This is a genomic window from Vibrio sp. R10-SG3-ISO3 (assembly GCF_059834225.1).
In genome coordinates this window covers 44,411-61,932 of record NZ_JCBDHE010000010.1, presented here as the reverse complement: position 1 = coordinate 61,932, position 17,522 = coordinate 44,411, and the positions used below count along the sequence as shown (strand labels likewise).

Genomic DNA, 17,522 nt, shown 5'->3' with positions numbered 1-17,522 from the left:
CCGCGATTACACTGCACCGCGCAGTGGTTGCAGAGTATCGATGGGCCATCGCGGCGTCGCTTGAACCGCCAAATCCGCTACCTCACCGTTTTTAAGACGCTGTATACCCGCAAACGCGATCATCGCACCATTATCGGTACAAAATTCAGTGCGCGGATAATAGACTTCCCCACCAATTTTTTTCGCCAGCGCCGCCAAATCAGCCCGCAAACGCTTATTAGCACTCACGCCACCGGCAATAACGATGCGCTTAAAGCCGGTTTGTTCCAACGCTCGCTTACATTTGATGGTTAACGTCGCGCACACGGCCTCTTCAAACGCTAGGGCAATATCCGCACGGGTTTGCTCATCATCGCCATTGGCGGCAATCGTATTGGCCGTGAATGTTTTCAAGCCAGAGAAGCTCATATCAAGGCCCGGACGATCCGTCATAGGGCGCGGAAACTTAAATCGGCCCGGCGTGCCTTTCTCGGCCAGTTTCGACAACAGCGGACCACCTGGGTAATCTAGCCCCATTAGTTTGGCGGTTTTATCAAAGGCTTCCCCCGCGGCGTCATCAATCGACTCACCCAAGATTTTGTACTCACCAATCCCTTTTACTTCGACCATCATCGAGTGACCACCTGAGACCAACACCGCAACAAACGGAAACGGCGGCGGGTTCTCCTCTAGCATCGGCGCGAGCAAATGCCCTTCCATATGATGTACGGGCACGGCCGGCACACCCCAAGCGTACGCGAGACTGCGACCAATGGTCGCCCCAACCAGCAGCGCACCCACAAGGCCTGGGCCAGCGGTGTAAGCAATACCATCAATCTCTTTTGGCGTGACGCCCGCTTCTTTCATCGCTGCTTTAATTAACGGAATGGTCTTTTTTACGTGATCGCGAGAGGCCAACTCAGGCACAACACCGCCGTAGTCAGCATGAAGCTTAACTTGGCTGTAGAGTTGATGGGAAAGCAGTCCTTTCTCATCATCGTAAATGGCTATGCCTGTCTCATCACACGAGGTTTCAATACCAATAATGCGCATGGTTTACCCTGGATGCCTCTGTCTCAATTTCAAAATTGGCGCAATCTTACCTTGCCTTCGCGCTGCAAACAAATTTTGTACAGTGTATAAACAATAAAAGGCTTTACAAAGCTAATGTGATCGGATTAAAATTCCGCACCATTTTTGATCAAGCTGATTGTAGGCCTTGCAACTGAGCAGGTACTGTGAAGTCAGCATTAACGAATTAACCCCTGAGGTGAAAGGCATATGCCAGTAGTTAAAGTACGTGAAAACGAACCGTTCGACGTTGCACTACGTCGTTTCAAACGCTCTTGCGAAAAAGCAGGTATCCTTTCTGAAGTGCGTCGTCGTGAGCACTACGAAAAACCAACTACAGTTCGCAAACGCGCTAAAGCAGCAGCTCAAAAGCGTCACGCTAAGAAGCTAGCTCGCGAAAACGCTCGTCGCGTTCGCCTGTACTAATAGCTAAGTCCTAAAGGATTCTAGTTATGGCTCTGATTGACCAACTCAAAGAAGAGCAAAAATTAGCGATGAAAGCCAAGGACAAATTGCGCCTTGGCACTATCCGTTTAGCTTTGTCAGCAATTAAGCAACGTGAAGTCGACGAACAGATCACTCTTAACGACGACGACATTCTTGCTGTGTTGACGAAAATGGTTAAACAGCGTCGCGATTCTGTCGCTCAATATGAATCAGCGGGTCGCCAAGACCTTGCGGATGCAGAAAAAGCCGAAATTACGGTACTTGAGGATTTTATGCCTCAACCACTGACCGACGACGAAGTTGCCGCATTGATTGACAATGCAGTGACTGAATCAGGCGCAGCGGGCATGCAAGACATGGGTAAAGTAATGGGCGTTCTAAAACCACAGATTCAAGGGCGTGCAGACATGGGTAAAGTGAGCGGTTTAGTTCGCGCTAAACTGGCTTAACACACCCAAGCCTATTACAACAAGCCGTGCTATCCTTCGGAATGCACGGCTTGTTTGTATCTATCCCCCAATTGTTTAGTTAGTGCATTTTTCTAAGGTTTTATGGCAGGACACATTCCTCGTAGTTTTATTGATGATCTGCTTGCTCGACTGGATATCGTCGACATCATAGACGCACGAGTAAAACTTAAGAAAAAAGGCAAAAACTACAGCGCGTGCTGCCCTTTCCATAACGAAAAAACCCCATCATTCAGCGTGTCGCAAGAGAAGCAGTTTTACCACTGTTTTGGCTGTGGTGTGCATGGCAACGCCATCGACTTTATGATGGAGTATGAGCGCCTCGAATTTGTCGAAGCCATTGAAGAGCTTGCCTCATTCCTAGGTTTAGATGTCCCGAGAGAGCAGCGCCAAGATGGTCGTTTCAACCGAAGCAATCAACCGCAAGCCAGCAGCGAACAAAAGCGCAACCTCTACGATTTGATGGGCACCATCGCTCAGTTTTATCGTGACCAGCTTAAGCTCTCTAATAGCAAGCCTGCGATTGAATACCTTAAGCAGCGCGGCCTCTCTGGCGAAATCGTGCAGAAATTTGGCATTGGCTATGTCGCCGACGAATGGGATTTAGTTCGCAAGAACTTTGGTCAGCATAAAGCGACCCAAGACATGCTGGTCAGTGGCGGCATGTTGATTGAGAACGACAAAGGCAATCGCTACGACCGTTTTCGCGGGCGTATTATGTTCCCGATTCGTGACCGACGTGGGCGGGTGATTGGCTTTGGTGGCCGAATTATTGACGAAGGCACGCCCAAGTACCTCAACTCGCCAGAGACGCCAATTTTCCACAAAGGCAAAGAGCTCTATGGCTTGTATGAAGTCATGCAGGCATATCGAGAGCCGAAACAAATCCTCGTGGTTGAAGGCTATATGGACGTGGTTGCCCTCGCGCAATATGGTATTGATTATTCCGTAGCGTCCCTTGGCACCTCAACGACCGGTGATCATATCCAGCTTTTGTTTCGACAAACCCATACCGTGGTCTGTTGTTATGACGGTGACCGAGCAGGTAAAGAAGCCGCATGGCGCGCTCTAGAGAATGCCCTTCAGTACCTAAAAACAGGCAACACGCTGAAGTTTCTCTTCCTGCCGGACGGAGAAGATCCAGACAGTTACGTACGTAAATACGGTAAAGAAGCGTTTGAGCAACAAATGGAGCAGGCCACGCCGCTCTCCAGTTACTTGTTTGATAATCTGATTGAGATTCACAACCTCAATTTAGGTTCAAACGAGGGCAAGTCAGCACTGCGCGCGCACGCCAGTAGCCTGATCGATAAGATTCCAGACCCGTATTTTCAAGAACTGCTAGAAAAATTGCTCGATGAGCGAACCGGATTCGATAATCAGCTTAGACAGCCGCGCAAAAAGCAAAGCGAAACTCGACCTCAGCCACACAAAGAGATCAAACGTACACCCATGCGTGAGGTGATCGCTTTGCTTATCCAAAATCCGAGCTATGCTCAAATGGTACCGGATTTATCGAGCGTCCGAGAGTTACCCGTACCCGGTTTAAGTTTATTTGCCCAGGTGCTTGAATATTGTCATCAGCACCCCAATATCAACACAGGCCAGCTGCTAGAGACCTGGCGAAATACGAGCCATGAAGCGCTACTGTCTCGTTTAGCGAGCTGGGAAATCCCGCTCGATGCAGATAACGAGCAAGATATATTTTTAGACTCATTGGACAGAATACTGGCCCAGTGCGTCGAAAAACAAATTGAAAACCTGCAGGCCAAAGAAAGAAGTGTCGGTTTATCAGCCGAAGAAAGAAGGGAGCTGCTAGCGTTGATGCTAGATTTGAAAGCGTAACCCTGTTTAATTAGTCAGCAATCAATTAATTTGTTATTATGTGTGGTTTGCAACTCGCATACTAATTCCTTCACCAGATACTAAGTTGGATACCGTCTATGGATCAAAATCCGCAGTCACAGCTGAAACAACTTGTCATTAAAGGCAAGGAACAAGGCTATCTGACCTACGCAGAAGTAAACGACCACCTGCCAGCAGAAATCGTTGATTCCGAGCAGGTTGAAGATATCATTCAGATGATCAATGACATGGGCATTCGAGTCGTCGAAACGGCGCCCGATGCCGATGATCTTGCATTGAATGATGATGACACCATTACCGATGAAGACGCAGCAGAAGCTGCGGCAGCGGCGCTTTCTAGCGTAGAGAACGAAATTGGCCGCACAACTGACCCAGTTCGCATGTACATGCGTGAAATGGGTACGGTTGAACTTCTGACTCGAGAGGGCGAAATCGACATCGCTAAGCGTATTGAAGACGGTATTAACCAAGTTCAAAACGCTGTTGCCGAATACCCAGGCACTATCCCATACATTCTTGAGCAGTTCGACAAAGTACAAGCGGAAGAGCTTCGTCTTACCGATCTCATTACTGGCTTTGTTGATCCAGATGCAGAAGAGACCACAGCACCGACGGCGACGCACATCGGCTCTGAGCTCGCACAGTCTGACTTGAAAGATGAAGACGAAGAAGATGCGGATGACGATGAGGACGATTCAGATGACGATGACTCTGAAGAAGATACTGGTATCGACCCTGAGCTTGCACTAGAGAAGTTCACGTCGCTGCGTAATACCTTCCAGAACTTCCAGCTCGCCTGTAACGAGTACGGCAAAGAGAGTCCGAAAGCGCAAATCGCTCATGAACTCGTCCTCGACGTATTCAAAGAGTTCCGTCTGACGCCGAAGCAGTTTGACTACTTGGTCGATGAACTTCGCACCTCGATGGAGCGCGTTCGTACTCAAGAACGTCTGATCATGAAAGCGGCCGTTGAATACGGCAAAATGCCGAAGAAATCGTTCATTACGCTCTTTACCGGCAATGAATCTAGCGACGCTTGGCTTGATGAGATCCTTTCTTCTGACAAGCCGTACGCAGAGAAAGTTCGTCGCAGCGAAGACGACATCCGCCGCTCGATCATGAAGCTAAAAGCGATTGAAGAAGAGACCTCTTTGACGGTGCAAAACATCAAAGAGATCAGCCGCCGTATGTCGATTGGTGAAGCGAAAGCTCGCCGTGCGAAGAAAGAGATGGTGGAAGCGAACTTACGTCTGGTTATCTCGATTGCGAAGAAATACACCAACCGTGGTCTACAGTTCTTGGATCTTATCCAAGAAGGTAACATCGGCTTGATGAAAGCGGTCGACAAATTTGAATACCGTCGTGGTTACAAATTCTCGACCTACGCAACATGGTGGATTCGTCAGGCAATCACTCGCTCGATTGCAGACCAAGCACGTACGATCCGTATTCCGGTACACATGATCGAAACGATCAACAAACTCAACCGTATCTCTCGTCAAATGTTGCAAGAGATGGGTCGTGAGCCCCTACCGGAAGAGCTGGCTGAGCGCATGCAGATGCCAGAAGATAAGATCCGTAAAGTGCTGAAGATCGCCAAAGAGCCAATCTCAATGGAAACACCGATCGGTGATGATGAAGATTCACATTTAGGTGATTTTATCGAGGACACCACGCTTGAGTTGCCTCTCGATTCTGCCACCGCCACCAGCTTGAAAGTGGCCACCAAGGATGTACTGGCCGGGCTCACACCTCGTGAAGCAAAAGTACTGCGTATGCGCTTTGGTATCGACATGAACACAGACCACACTCTGGAAGAAGTCGGTAAGCAGTTCGACGTAACGCGTGAGCGTATTCGCCAGATCGAAGCAAAAGCGCTACGTAAATTGCGCCACCCTAGCCGCTCAGAAACTCTGCGCAGCTTCTTGGATGAGTAATTCACGCTAAGACGCATGATTGATGAAAAGGTGAGCAAGCGCTCACCTTTTTTATTATGGGTAGACTTAAGTGAATAAAAACTAAGCGCATTTAGCCATGCTTGCGGCTAGACAGCTTCGGGGGCTTCCCCTATAATCGATGCCCTACGGCCCCTTAGCTCAGTGGTTAGAGCAGTCGACTCATAATCGATTGGTCCCCAGTTCAAGTCTGGGAGGGGCCACCAAATTCCAGAAGGCGAGTAACCAAAGGTTAACTCGCCTTTTTAGATCCCATACTTAATTGTCGTGTCCTCTCTAATCATACTACAGCTCTCTCGTATCGTTCGATTTAAATATTAGTAAACGCTAATTTTTCAAACTCTTAAAAACGAGACATTTTTTGAATCTGTGCCACATATAAACTAAGTTAGTATAAGTATGCGTCAGCCTTTTCGGCTAGGTTGATAACAAGCACTCATTAGAAAGTAGCACTCCTTTTTATATTTCATCGACCTAACGCACCCTGTTGGTGCCAATGAGGCCATTTATGTTATTTTTTCGCAGCCGTAAAGACTCTGCTTACACTGATCTTGAACTCAATGGAATGCGTACCTCTGCGCAAGTGTTCAGCGCCATCAAATCCAGCGTTGCCTACATTGAGTTTCAGCCTGACGGTCATGTCATCACCGCAAATCACTTATTTCTCGACACACTCGGCTACCAATTGAGTGACGTTCAGGGTAAACATCATCGCCTTTTTTGTGATTCGATCCTGACCTCTTCTTCCGATTATCAACAATTTTGGCGCGATCTAGCCAATGGACAGCCTCAGACAGGCACCTTCAGACGCCTTCGTAAAGGGGGCGAAGAGATTTGGATTGAGGCGACCTACGTTCCCGTGAAAGATGACAATAATAAAGTGGTCAAAGTGATCAAAGTCGCTAGTGATGTCACGGAGAAAAAGCACCGCCTAGACAATCAAGAAGCCATTTTTGAATCGCTTAAAAAATCCATGGCCTATATTGAATTTACCCCAAAAGGGGAAATCATCAATGCCAACGATAACTTCTGCGCCTGTGTTGGCTATAAGCTTTCTGAGATTCGAGGTCAGCATCACCACATTTTTTGTAGCGAAGATTTCATCCACAACAATCCAAATTTTTGGCCCTCACTAGCCAAAGGCGAGTTCAAAGGCGGGCTCTTTGAAAGACGTAACAAGCACGGTGAGATACTGTGGTTAGAAGCGACCTACAACCCTGTTTTTGATCGTCATGGCAAGGTGGTGCGTGTGGTGAAATTTGCCCGTGATATCACTGACCGAATTCTTCATCAGCAGGCTATAAGAGATGCCTCTAAGGTGGCTCAGCAGACCTCGCTTCACACTTTAGACATTGCCAATGATGGCGCTCGAACGCTAGGTACCGCGACCGATGTCGCCAATCAAATTGACGTATCAGTCAGTACCGCTTCCACTCTAATGGGGAAACTGACGGAGCAATCGCAACAAATTACCCACATTGTCACCACCATCTCCAACATTGCCGATCAAACCAACTTACTCGCACTGAATGCCGCCATAGAGGCCGCACGAGCAGGAGAGTTTGGCCGCGGGTTTGCGGTTGTTGCTGACGAGGTGCGAAACCTCGCAGCGAATACAACGAAAGCGACCGATGAGATAGGGAATATTGTTAAGCGCAACAGTGAGTTGACTTCAGAATCTGAGGGAACCATGGCGCAGATTCAAGCGAGAGTCGTCGAATGCAACCAGCAGTTGCAGGAGACACAAGCCCTGATTGACGAGATTCGACAAGGAGCGCAGAACGTTGCAGATACGGTGACGCAACTGGTCAAAGATTGATAAGGATATGTGCCCGACCAGCGTCGGGCACGTAATTTCATTAAAAGCCTTTGCTTTTCTTAATCAAGTCGTAAGCGTTTTGAATTTCCTGCGCTTTTTCTTTCGCGACATTCATCATTTCAGGGGGGAGGCCCTTCGCCATCAACTTATCTGGATGATGCTCATTCATCAGTTTACGATAGGCACGCTTGATCGCTTTGGCATCAGCGCTGCTATCAATACCCAGTAATTTGTAGGCATCGCTCAGTTGATCTGCGGTACTCGCTTGCTGCCACTGCCCGCCAGATTGATGAGAGTGCCCACCATTGCTGCCACCAAAACCCCCGCGTTGAAAACGAAACGCCGCTTCTTGCATGCGAAGGCGTTGCTCAAGTTGTTCTGATGAAAACCCCAAACCTTGTGCAATCTTGTGCAGGACATTGCGCTCTGCCGGGTGAATCTCGCCATCCGCAAACGCTGCAGATAGTTGTAACTCGAGAAAAAACTGCAGCAAATCAAAACGACCTCCGGTTGAGATGCGGACACGCTCTAAGACTCGCTCCAATGGGAAATCTGCGCTTTTTCCTTCTCTGAAGGCTTCTTGTGCCGCTAATTTCTGCTCACCATGCAGGTTCATGCGATCCATCATCGTTGAAGCCAGCTGGATCTCCTCGCGAGTGACCTGCCCTTTTGATTTCGCAACGTGCCCCATCACAGAGAACGCCGCTTTAAAAAACTCTTCTTGGCGCTGCGCTTGGCTTGGTCCTTCACCAAAGCCGCTATTGAACCCCGCCTGTCTTAAACGGCGTGCTTTATCAAACTGATGGCCTAGAAAAAGACCGAACAACGCCCCAAATGGTCCTCCAAACAGAAAACCAAAAAAAGTGCCAAGGATTTTGCCGAAAATGTGCATTATATGCTCTCAACCTCTGAATTTTTTCTTCTCAACGCGGTCTGATAGTGCCGTACGCCACAATTTACTTTATTATAAAGACCGTTTTATCTTAGATTCGGTTACCTATTCACCGGATATATCAAGTTCAACAGGATAGTAAAACTCGATGTCATTTTTCCCCCGCACCTTACTGGCCGCATCGATCGGCGCTGCGCTCTATGTCCCTCAGGCCTTATCTGAAGTAACCGTAGACGATAGTGTGCAGGAACTGCCCTCTATTGATCAATGCTTAATCAACGAACCTGAGTCTGATAACCCGAATCAAGATCCCATCAATGTCGAAGCAGACAGCTTAGAGGCGATCAACGGCGATAAAGCGACCTACAGCGGTAACGTTGTGGTCGTTCAAGGCAAGAAGCAGATGCGTGCCGATAACGTCACCCTCCACCAGCAAGAAAACATCGTGGTTGCGGAAGGGAACGTGATGTTCAGCGACGGTGAGCTGAAAAGTATATCAGAGAAAGCCACCAACAACCTCAACACAGAAGAAGTGACATTGGAGAACACCCAGTATCAATTCTTGTGTGAGCCAGGGCGCGGTGAAGCGGTTTACGTGGCCAAAACGGGCAAGGCGATGTACGAAATCGAAGACGGTACGATTACCTCTTGCCCGGAAGGTGATAAATCATGGCGACTGCGTGCCTCTAGTATCGATGTTGACCAAAACGAAGAAGAAGCGACCTTCTACAATCCGCGTTTCGAAATCGTCAATGTGCCCGTATTCTACTTGCCTTATTTGACCGTACCTATCGGAGACACTCGTAAGACAGGCTTTTTGTATCCAACGGTCTCATACGGTTCCAGCGATGGTTTTGAAATGGAGGTGCCGTTTTACTGGAACTTAGCACCAAACTATGACCTCGAAACCACACTCAAATACATGCAAAACCGTGGGACGCAACTCAATAGTGAATTCCGCTATCTGTCGACACTGGGCAACACTAATATCAGATCAGAATACTTGCCGGATGATAAGAAGTACACTGATTACGGTGATCGTTGGGGTTTGCAATGGCAACACAATGGCATATTTAAACAAAGCTGGAAGTTTGAGGTGGATTACTCAAAAGTCAGTGATATTGACTACTTCTCCCACGTAGACTCGAGTATCGGTAATAGAGAAGATGGGCAATTGATTCAAGAAGCACAAGCGACGTACCGTAGTGATTCTTGGGACGCATCAATCCTCACCCGTGACTTTCAGCTATTAACCGAAAGTACTAGCAGCCTTCCATACCGACTGTTACCTCAACTGGAGTTTAACTATTATGCGCCTGAAGTACTGCGCTATCTAGACTTTGATGTAATCAGTCACATATCCCGCTTTGACACTGACGCTGACGAAAAGCCCAGTGCCACCCGCGTACACGTCGAGCCTGGATTCAAAATTCCTATTGGTACGACTTGGGGCTCATGGACAACTGAAGCGAGATTATTAGGCACCTACTACCAGCAAGACCTTGATGGAGTCGATACCTCTTGTGACGAAAAGGATGAAGACGGTAATCCTGCAAATGCTTATTGTGGACTTGAAAAGCAGGTTTCACGGGTAATACCCGAGTTTCGAACTCATGCTGGAATCGTGTTGGAACGTGATACCGTAGTGCTCGACAATTACACGCAGACACTAGAGCCACAAATTCAATATGTCTACGTCCCGAACCAAGACCAAAGCAACATCGCAACATATGATACAACCTCGATGCAAACCGACTATTACGGCTTATTTCGCAGTCGTCGATACAGTGGTGTTGATCAAATTGCTCACGCTAACCAAATTAGCTACGGTGCATCGACTCGTTTCTTAGACGACCAGTTTAAAGAAAGATTGAACGTCTCCTTTGGACAAATCTTCTACTTGAAGAATGGCATAAAAAATCAGTCTCTCACGGATAGTGACACTGATAGCGATACTGATAGCACATCCAACTACTCTGCATGGGCCGTCGAAATGGATTTCAACTATGATGATTTCTTGTTCTATCATGGTGGTATCCAATACGATATTGATGCGGAAGAGGTACAACTCGCCAACAGCACATTGGAGTATCGATTCAATGGTGGTTACCTTCAAGGTAATTACCGATATGTCACGAGAGACTATATTGAGCAAACATTAGGCGACAGCTTAGGTGACCTAGACAGCATCACCGAAGAAGGTATTTCTCAAGCCGGTATTTTGGCCAGCTATAATATCTCCCGCCACTGGAGTGTAGGTGCTCAGTACTTTCATGATGTCACGACCAACGAGGCATTAGAGTGGCTGGCGAGAGTGAACTATACCGACGACTGCTGGTATATCGGCTTCACCTACAGCAATCAGCTGGATAGCTGGGATCCTAGCTTCTCAAGTTATCCAGATTCAGACCCTGTCTATGAAAATAACTTTAGTGTTAACTTTGGCATTATCGGCTTTGGTACAAATATTGGGGCAGGCTCAGGAATGGCAGGGATGGACAGTGCAAGCAACTCCCTCGGCTACGGTCGCCCATTCTTCTTAAACAACTAAATCTCTCTCCTGCTGCGAGGCGGCAGGAGCCTAATAATGGATAGGATGTTAATGAAACCATTGAAACACACCCTACTCGCGCTTGTTGCCGCGAGCCAAGTTGCCATCGCTCACGCGCAACCGGTTGAGCTGGATGGCGTTTCCGTCATCGTCAATGACGGGGTGATTTTACACAGTGACATCAACGCATCACTGAAAACATTGAAAGCCAACGCGCGTAAAAACAACCAAGCGTTACCCGATGAAGCGACGCTGCGTGAACAAGTCACGGAAAAACTTATCGTTGATACCATTCAGCAGCAAGAAGCCGAACGATTGGGTGTGCGTATTGATGACAACCGTCTTAACCAAGCCATCGCTGAGATTGCCGAAAACAACAACCAGACCATCGAAGAACTGAGCAACGCTATCGTCAGTGAAGGGTTGAGTTATCCTGAGTTTCGTGAACAAATCCGCAAAGAAATCGCGGCGAGCGAAGCACGAAATGCACTGGTCCGTCGCCGCATCAACATTCTGCCGGCTGAGGTCGATAACCTAGCGGATATTCTCGCGCAAGAGACCAACGCCACCGTGCAATACAAAATCAGCCATATTCAGTTGCGTGTCGACGACGGTGAAGACAAAGCCGCGGTAGAAAAAGAGGCCAAGGCGCTCGTTGAACGCCTCAATCAAGGTGAAGATTTTAGCACCATGGCCTACACCTATTCAAAAGGCCCGAAAGCCCTTGAAGGTGGTGATTGGGGCTGGATGCGTAAAGAAGAGATGCCAACCATCTTCGCCGACCAAATTAGCTTGCAAAACAAAGGCACCATCATTGGTCCATTTCGCAGTGGTGTCGGTTTCCATATCCTCAAAATCGACGATGTCAAAGGGCTAGAAACCGTGGCGGTGACCGAGGTCAACGCACGTCATATCCTGATTAAGCCGACGGTGATCCTTAGTGATGAAGGCGTACAAAAAGAGCTGAACGACATCATTGAACGCATCAACAATGGCGAAGCGACCTTTGGTGAGATGGCGCAGCAATACAGCCAAGATCCAGGCTCAGCTGCACGTGACGGTGAACTCGGCTATCAAACCTCAGATCTTTACGTCCCTGAGTTCAAACACCAAGTGGACACCTTACCGGCTGGAGAGATCAGTGCTCCATTTAAAACCGTTCATGGTTGGCACATTGTCGAAGTCCTCGATCGCCGCGAGGTGGACCGCACGGACTCCGCGCTAAAAAACCGCGCGTATCGCATATTGTTCAACCGCAAATTTAATGAAGAAGCCAGCACATGGATTCAAGAGATCCGAGCCAGCGCCTTTGTCGAAATGGTTGAGGATGAGCAAGATGACAATTAGACGTATCGTAGTCACCGCCGGTGAACCAGCCGGTATTGGCCCAGACTTAGTTCTGGCGCTCTCCAAAGAGAGTTGGACTCATCAGATAGTGGTGTGCGCCGACAAGTCCTTACTTGCCGAGCGCGCAGCTCAACTCGGTATTGAGGTTGAACTGCTGGATTATGAGCAAGGCACCGATCCGAGCCCACAACGTCAAGGTACGCTGATTGTTGATCACATTGCGATGGATGCCCCCTGCATTGCGGGCGAACTCAATGAAACAAACGGTCACTACGTACTAAAAACGCTCGAAAGAGCCGCTTTGGGCTGTATGAATCGTGAATTTGATGCTATTGTCACCGGCCCTGTGCACAAAGGGGTCATCAACCGTGCCGGTGTGGCATTCAGTGGTCATACTGAGTTTTTCGCTGAAAAGTCGAATACGCCACTGGTGGTCATGATGTTGGCGACACAAGGCTTACGCGTCGCGCTTGTTACCACACACATACCTTTAGCGTATGTGTCCAAAGCGGTCACCACAGAACGCTTGGAAGCCATCATCCATATTCTTCACCACGATTTGGTCGAGAAATTTGCGATCCCATCACCGAAAATTTACGTGTGTGGCTTAAACCCACACGCAGGTGAAGACGGTTGCTTAGGCCGAGAAGAGATAGAGACGATAACGCCAACATTAGAGCGCTTACGCGAGCGCGATGGCATCGACCTCATCGGGCCGTTACCCGCTGACACCATCTTCAACGAAAAATACCTTGAAGAGGCGGACGCCGTATTAGGGATGTACCACGATCAGGTACTTCCTGTACTAAAATACAAAGGATTTGGGCGCTCAGTAAACATTACTTTGGGCTTGCCCTTTATTAGGACCTCCGTTGATCACGGCACCGCATTAGATCTTGCAGGAACAGGCGATGCGGACACAGGAAGCTTTAGAACTGCACTGGCTCATGCGATTGAGCTAGTGGAAAAGAAACCCAGTTAACTTGAGATCATTATGAGAAACGATGTCCACTTAGGACACAAAGCACGTAAACGCTTTGGTCAGAACTTTTTAAACGACCCATACATCATTGACGGTATCGTCTCGGCCATCAACCCACTACCTGGGCAGAACTTGGTTGAGATCGGCCCTGGCCTTGGCGCCATCACTGAGCCAGTCGGTCGTGAAGTGGATAAATTCACCGTGATTGAGCTCGATCGCGATCTAGCAGAGCGCCTACGCAATCACCCAGAATTGGCGGATAAGCTGACCATTCATGAAGGCGATGCGATGCGTTTCGACTTCTCGCAACTCGTTAAGCCGAACAACAAGCTGCGCATCTTCGGCAACCTGCCATACAATATCTCAACGCCGTTGATGTTCCACCTTTTTGAGTACCATAAAGACGTACAAGACATGCACTTTATGTTGCAAAAAGAAGTAGTGAACCGCCTCGCTGCAGGCCCTGGTACTAAGGCATACGGCCGCTTGACGGTGATGGCACAATACTACTGCAAAGTGGTGCCGGTCCTTGAAGTGCCGCCGACGGCGTTTGTTCCGCCACCGAAAGTCGACTCAGCTGTGGTTCGTTTGGTGCCTTACGAGACGCTGCCTTACCCAGCGACCAGCTTGAATTGGCTTGATCGCGTTTGCCGTGAGGGCTTCAACCAGCGCCGTAAAACCGTGCGCAACTGCTACAAGTCACTTATTGATGCAGAATCGCTTGAAGCACTAGGTATTAACCCAGGCATGCGACCAGAGAACCTCACCTTGCAGCAATTTGTCTCCCTCGCCAACTGGCTGGATGCAAAACATCAATAAAATCATCTAGTATAAGGGGGACAGTGCCACGCATTGTCGCCCTTTTTCTTTTTTGGAGGTGTGAAATGGATGTCGACCCTTGCATCAAAGTTCAGGTCAATACTCGCTATATCCCTGAGCAGTCTCAACCACACGCGAAGCGCTATATTTTCGCCTACATGGTCACCATAAAAAACCTCAGCAATCAGACCGTGCAATTGATCAGCCGACGCTGGCTGATTACCGATGCTAATGGCAAGCAGATGACGGTGGAAGGCGATGGCGTCGTCGGCCAGCAGCCATTTATCGCCGCCGGTGATGAATACACGTACAGCAGTGGTACTGCACTCGAAACACCGGTCGGTGTTATGCAAGGCCAATACATAATGCACGATGAGCAAGGTCGAGAGTTCCATGCCGAGATTGAACCTTTTCGCCTCGCACTGCCCAATATTCTTAACTAAATTAGGACAACAGTTTGGCTACCTATATTGTCGGTGACATTCAAGGCTGCTTTGACGAATTGCAGCAACTCCTCAGTAACATCAAATTCAAACCCAAAAAAGATACCCTCTGGTTCGCCGGCGATTTGGTCGCACGCGGGCCCAAATCACTGGAAACCCTGCGCTTTGTCCAAAGCCTCGGCGAGAGCGCCAAAGTGGTGCTCGGTAACCACGATTTACACCTTCTGGCTGTTGCGCTGGGTATCCATAAGAAAAAAGACAAAGACAAAACGGCGCCGATTTTTGATGCGCCCGATAAACAGGCACTGCTTGACTGGTTGAGACAACAGCCGTTATTGGCAGAACATGACGAGTTCGTGATGTGCCATGCGGGCATCTCACCTGACTGGGATCTCGCAGAGGCCAGAGCGTGCGCCGCCGAAGTGGAAGCGATTTTAAAAAGTGACGATTGGCCTTGGCTGATTGAAAACATGTATGCCAACCAACCAGACAAATGGCACAACGCACTAAGCGGATTAGAGCGCTATCGCTACACCATCAATGCTTTCACGCGGATGCGATTTTGTTTTGCCGATGGGCGGCTAGACATGGCCTGCAAACTGCCACCAAAGCAAGTGAGCGATGGTGAATTGATGCCTTGGTTTAAACTGCCCAGTCGCATCGTACTGGAAAAGCCCGTGCTGTTTGGTCATTGGGCGGCCTTAGAAGGCTACCAGAGCAAGGAAGTGATTGGCTTAGACACTGGCTGTGTGTGGGGCGGAAAACTGACCTTACTCCATTGGGAAAAGCAGCGTTACCACAGTGTCGAAGCGGGGAAGAAATCGTAGAGGTTTGGGGTGATGGGTGATGGGTGATGGGTGATGGGTTATGCAGCTTAGGGACAGGATGGGCGAGTGCAAGCGCTATTAGGTAACGCTATTAGGTAAAAAGAGCGCGAACGGGAATGGTCCGCGCCAGAGTACTGCCCTACTTTTCTAACACCACAAACTGCATATCGTAGCGATTTTTCTCATCCGCAGCGTAGGCTTCGCGGTAGGTTTCTTGATACGCATCGCCCCAGTCTGGGAACTGGGTATCGCCCTCTACCTTGGCATCAATAAAGGTCAGGTACAACTTATCTGCTTGCGCCAGACAGTGTTGATAGATGGAGCCGCCACCGATGATCATCACTTCCTCGACATCCCCTGCGGCGGCAAGCGCCTGCTCAATCGACGCTACCACCGTCACTCCTTCAATAGACAAACTGCTGTCTCGACTAATGACAATATTGGTTCGTCCCGGTAAAGGACGACCAATCGATTGATACGTTTTGCGCCCCATCACCACAGGCTTGCCCATCGTACAGCGCTTGAACCACGCAAAGTCAGCGGGCAGATGCCACGGCATTTGGTTATCTTTTCCAATGACACGATCCTGGGCCATCGCCGCGATCATACTGATGATCATACTCTACTCCTAATCAAGACTGCGCAATATCAACGCTATACAATGGGTTTGCGGCGATAGAATAGCAACCCAGGCATCGCTAAGCCAACCGCTAATCCGGCAATAATAAACATCGCCTTGAGAAAGTTCTCGAGCAGCATGGCCACCAACTCAGGGCTGTAACCCACATGGTTGAGCTCGACCAATGCAATCATGGCTTTAAAAGCAAACACGCCCGGCACCATGGGGATCAACGCCGCGACAGTAAACACTTTCGGATGCGCCAAAAATCGGCGTGACCAAACAATCCCCACCATGCTGACGATCATGGCCGCAAAAAACGTCGCCCACTCAATCGGCACGCCAAATTGCATCATCAGATAGCGTGAGCCATGACCAATCGCACCACCCAGTGCGCAATACAGCAAGGCTTTTTGCGGCACATTGAACACCAGAGCAAAGCCCACCGCGGGTATGGCGGCGAACAACATATCATTGAGTAGACCTAACAACAGTTCCATTCCGACATCCATCATCACACCACCCATCCACGAACGCCAACCACACTCATCGCAGCGACAATCCCCAAACAGGTCGCCAACGTCAGTAAGCTTGCCATCACGAATCGAGCGATGCCCATGTTGGTGTAGCCTTTGAGCATATCAGCCACCGCATTGATCAACGGAAAGCCCGGTACGAGCATCAACACAGAAGACGCCATCACAATCGATGGCGCATTACCCAGCTCATAAATTACAGCTTGGGCCGAGATCACTGTAGTGACAAACGCCGTCACGGCAAAGTTCATCAGCGGGTTAAAGTGACGATGGCCTATCTCTTGGCGCACGATCATGCCACCGGATGAGGCGAGAAACGTCATCATAAACACCGTCCAGTCACCTCCCGCAAGGCGGCTAAAGGCGGCGCAAGATAGGCCAATCATCCCGACTACCAACCAACGGTTATATCGTTCGGGGCTGATGGCGTTGAGCTTGCGCTGCGCCATCTCATAGTCAATCACGCCGCGCTCAAGCATAATGCAGATACGTTGGATTTGAGTGACGGCACGCATATTAATGCCGCGGTCGGGGCAACTGCGAGTGGTGGTGATGCAGTGCTGCTGATATAAGGTCGTCACGACGAGTGAACTTGATGATAGCGAGATTTCCACCTCATCCATTCCAGAGGCGCGCCCAAAGCGGCGCATCAAATCGCCCACCAACGTGCTTTCCGCGCCGTGGGCCAAGAGCATTTGCCCTGCTTGGGCAATCAAGCGAGAGACGGCTCGCTGCTTCGATGCCATATTACCGATGTCCTATTCCATTAGAGAGAAGTCACAGCCAAAGGCTGCTTATATTGATCAAGAAATATTGATCAAGAAAGTGCCCTATTGTGCAACTCACACACACTATACGTATTGATGTAGATAAAAAAACAGCCGCAATATGTGATTGCGGCT

At 49.1% G+C, this 17,522-nt stretch carries 16 protein-coding genes and 1 tRNA gene; 12 read left to right on the top strand and 5 right to left on the bottom strand.

All coding sequences use genetic code 11. The annotated features are described in order from the left end of the window. Positions 1 to 6: 6 nt before the first annotated feature. Positions 7 to 1,032: a tRNA (adenosine(37)-N6)-threonylcarbamoyltransferase complex transferase subunit TsaD gene (tsaD, locus tag AC6R1A_RS01625; protein WP_500632946.1), complete on the bottom strand. Its 1,026-nt coding sequence runs from the start codon at positions 1,030 to 1,032 to the stop codon at positions 7 to 9. 228 nt (positions 1,033 to 1,260) lie between these two features. Here tsaD and rpsU point away from each other — a divergent pair, with 228 nt between their 5' ends. The 6 genes from rpsU (at position 1,261) to AC6R1A_RS01595 (ending at position 7,604) form a co-directional block, all read left to right on the top strand. After that, complete coding sequence (rpsU, locus tag AC6R1A_RS01620; RefSeq protein WP_001145625.1) at positions 1,261 to 1,476, top strand: 30S ribosomal protein S21; 216 nt, start codon at positions 1,261 to 1,263, stop codon at positions 1,474 to 1,476. Between the two features lie 26 nt (positions 1,477 to 1,502). Continuing rightward, the gene (locus AC6R1A_RS01615; RefSeq protein ID WP_334553619.1) at positions 1,503 to 1,946 is read left to right on the top strand and encodes a GatB/YqeY domain-containing protein; all 444 of its coding nucleotides are present in this window, start codon (positions 1,503 to 1,505) and stop codon (positions 1,944 to 1,946) included. A 102-nt stretch (positions 1,947 to 2,048) separates the two neighbouring features. Further along, positions 2,049 to 3,809 (top strand): DNA primase, encoded by a 1,761-nt coding sequence (gene dnaG, locus AC6R1A_RS01610; protein ID WP_500632945.1) that lies wholly within the window; start codon positions 2,049 to 2,051, stop codon positions 3,807 to 3,809. 98 nt (positions 3,810 to 3,907) lie between these two features. Continuing rightward, on the top strand, positions 3,908 to 5,767 hold the full coding sequence (gene rpoD / locus AC6R1A_RS01605; RefSeq protein WP_500632944.1) for an RNA polymerase sigma factor RpoD: 1,860 nt from the start codon (positions 3,908 to 3,910) through the stop codon (positions 5,765 to 5,767). A gap of 148 nt (positions 5,768 to 5,915) precedes the next feature. After that, a tRNA-Ile gene (locus AC6R1A_RS01600) sits at positions 5,916 to 5,991 on the top strand. Positions 5,992 to 6,293: 302 nt separating this feature from the next. Continuing rightward, positions 6,294 to 7,604 carry a methyl-accepting chemotaxis protein gene (locus tag AC6R1A_RS01595; protein WP_500633070.1) on the top strand — a complete coding sequence of 437 codons (1,311 nt, stop codon included), beginning with the start codon at positions 6,294 to 6,296 and terminating at the stop codon, positions 7,602 to 7,604. A gap of 40 nt (positions 7,605 to 7,644) precedes the next feature. Here the strand turns inward: AC6R1A_RS01595 and djlA are convergent, their stop codons facing one another. Next, positions 7,645 to 8,496: a co-chaperone DjlA gene (gene djlA / locus AC6R1A_RS01590; protein ID WP_500631459.1), complete on the bottom strand. Its 852-nt coding sequence runs from the start codon at positions 8,494 to 8,496 to the stop codon at positions 7,645 to 7,647. Positions 8,497 to 8,644: 148 nt separating this feature from the next. On the opposite strand from djlA, the gene lptD reads away from it, so the two are divergent. The 6 genes from lptD (at position 8,645) to apaH (ending at position 15,465) form a co-directional block, all read left to right on the top strand. Further along, complete coding sequence (gene lptD / locus AC6R1A_RS01585; RefSeq protein ID WP_500633069.1) at positions 8,645 to 11,047, top strand: LPS assembly protein LptD; 2,403 nt, start codon at positions 8,645 to 8,647, stop codon at positions 11,045 to 11,047. A 51-nt stretch (positions 11,048 to 11,098) separates the two neighbouring features. Continuing rightward, positions 11,099 to 12,394: a peptidylprolyl isomerase SurA gene (gene surA / locus AC6R1A_RS01580; protein ID WP_500633068.1), complete on the top strand. Its 1,296-nt coding sequence runs from the start codon at positions 11,099 to 11,101 to the stop codon at positions 12,392 to 12,394. After that, the gene (gene pdxA / locus AC6R1A_RS01575) at positions 12,384 to 13,376 is read left to right on the top strand and encodes a 4-hydroxythreonine-4-phosphate dehydrogenase PdxA (RefSeq protein ID WP_500633067.1); all 993 of its coding nucleotides are present in this window, start codon (positions 12,384 to 12,386) and stop codon (positions 13,374 to 13,376) included. The genes surA and pdxA overlap by 11 nt, the downstream gene beginning before the upstream one ends. A 12-nt stretch (positions 13,377 to 13,388) precedes the next feature. Then, positions 13,389 to 14,195, top strand: a complete 807-nt coding sequence (rsmA, locus tag AC6R1A_RS01570; protein ID WP_334553605.1) for a 16S rRNA (adenine(1518)-N(6)/adenine(1519)-N(6))-dimethyltransferase RsmA — start codon at positions 13,389 to 13,391, stop codon at positions 14,193 to 14,195. Between the two features lie 65 nt (positions 14,196 to 14,260). Next, complete coding sequence (gene apaG / locus AC6R1A_RS01565; RefSeq protein ID WP_334568374.1) at positions 14,261 to 14,638, top strand: Co2+/Mg2+ efflux facilitator ApaG/CorD; 378 nt, start codon at positions 14,261 to 14,263, stop codon at positions 14,636 to 14,638. A gap of 14 nt (positions 14,639 to 14,652) precedes the next feature. Continuing rightward, positions 14,653 to 15,465 carry a bis(5'-nucleosyl)-tetraphosphatase (symmetrical) ApaH gene (gene apaH / locus AC6R1A_RS01560; RefSeq protein ID WP_500633066.1) on the top strand — a complete coding sequence of 271 codons (813 nt, stop codon included), beginning with the start codon at positions 14,653 to 14,655 and terminating at the stop codon, positions 15,463 to 15,465. Between the two features lie 139 nt (positions 15,466 to 15,604). On the opposite strand, the gene folA is transcribed toward apaH, so the two are convergent. The 3 genes from folA to AC6R1A_RS01545 are packed head-to-tail and all read right to left on the bottom strand — an operon-like array spanning position 15,605 to position 17,366. Beyond that, a complete protein-coding gene (gene folA / locus AC6R1A_RS01555) occupies positions 15,605 to 16,084 on the bottom strand; it encodes a type 3 dihydrofolate reductase (RefSeq protein WP_500631455.1) in 480 nt (159 codons plus the stop codon). Between the two features lie 35 nt (positions 16,085 to 16,119). After that, complete coding sequence (locus tag AC6R1A_RS01550; protein ID WP_334553598.1) at positions 16,120 to 16,611, bottom strand: threonine/serine exporter family protein; 492 nt, start codon at positions 16,609 to 16,611, stop codon at positions 16,120 to 16,122. Then, positions 16,599 to 17,366 carry a threonine/serine exporter family protein gene (locus AC6R1A_RS01545; protein WP_334553596.1) on the bottom strand — a complete coding sequence of 256 codons (768 nt, stop codon included), beginning with the start codon at positions 17,364 to 17,366 and terminating at the stop codon, positions 16,599 to 16,601. The genes AC6R1A_RS01550 and AC6R1A_RS01545 overlap by 13 nt, the downstream gene beginning before the upstream one ends. Positions 17,367 to 17,522 lie beyond the last annotated feature (156 nt).

Excerpts from the sequence above, each read along its gene's own strand:
- tsaD (WP_500632946.1), bottom strand. The coding sequence starts at position 1,032 with ATGCGCATTATTGGTATTGAAACCTCGTGTGATGAGACAGGCATAGCC.
- rpsU (WP_001145625.1), top strand. The coding sequence starts at position 1,261 with ATGCCAGTAGTTAAAGTACGTGAAAACGAACCGTTCGACGTTGCACTA.
- AC6R1A_RS01615 (WP_334553619.1), top strand. The coding sequence starts at position 1,503 with ATGGCTCTGATTGACCAACTCAAAGAAGAGCAAAAATTAGCGATGAAA.
- dnaG (WP_500632945.1), top strand. The coding sequence starts at position 2,049 with ATGGCAGGACACATTCCTCGTAGTTTTATTGATGATCTGCTTGCTCGA.
- rpoD (WP_500632944.1), top strand. The coding sequence starts at position 3,908 with ATGGATCAAAATCCGCAGTCACAGCTGAAACAACTTGTCATTAAAGGC.
- AC6R1A_RS01595 (WP_500633070.1), top strand. The coding sequence starts at position 6,294 with ATGTTATTTTTTCGCAGCCGTAAAGACTCTGCTTACACTGATCTTGAA.
- djlA (WP_500631459.1), bottom strand. The coding sequence starts at position 8,496 with ATGCACATTTTCGGCAAAATCCTTGGCACTTTTTTTGGTTTTCTGTTT.
- lptD (WP_500633069.1), top strand. The coding sequence starts at position 8,645 with ATGTCATTTTTCCCCCGCACCTTACTGGCCGCATCGATCGGCGCTGCG.
- surA (WP_500633068.1), top strand. The coding sequence starts at position 11,099 with ATGAAACCATTGAAACACACCCTACTCGCGCTTGTTGCCGCGAGCCAA.
- pdxA (WP_500633067.1), top strand. The coding sequence starts at position 12,384 with ATGACAATTAGACGTATCGTAGTCACCGCCGGTGAACCAGCCGGTATT.
- rsmA (WP_334553605.1), top strand. The coding sequence starts at position 13,389 with ATGAGAAACGATGTCCACTTAGGACACAAAGCACGTAAACGCTTTGGT.
- apaG (WP_334568374.1), top strand. The coding sequence starts at position 14,261 with ATGGATGTCGACCCTTGCATCAAAGTTCAGGTCAATACTCGCTATATC.
- folA (WP_500631455.1), bottom strand. The coding sequence starts at position 16,084 with ATGATCATCAGTATGATCGCGGCGATGGCCCAGGATCGTGTCATTGGA.
- AC6R1A_RS01550 (WP_334553598.1), bottom strand. The coding sequence starts at position 16,611 with ATGGGTGGTGTGATGATGGATGTCGGAATGGAACTGTTGTTAGGTCTA.
- AC6R1A_RS01545 (WP_334553596.1), bottom strand. The coding sequence starts at position 17,366 with ATGGCATCGAAGCAGCGAGCCGTCTCTCGCTTGATTGCCCAAGCAGGG.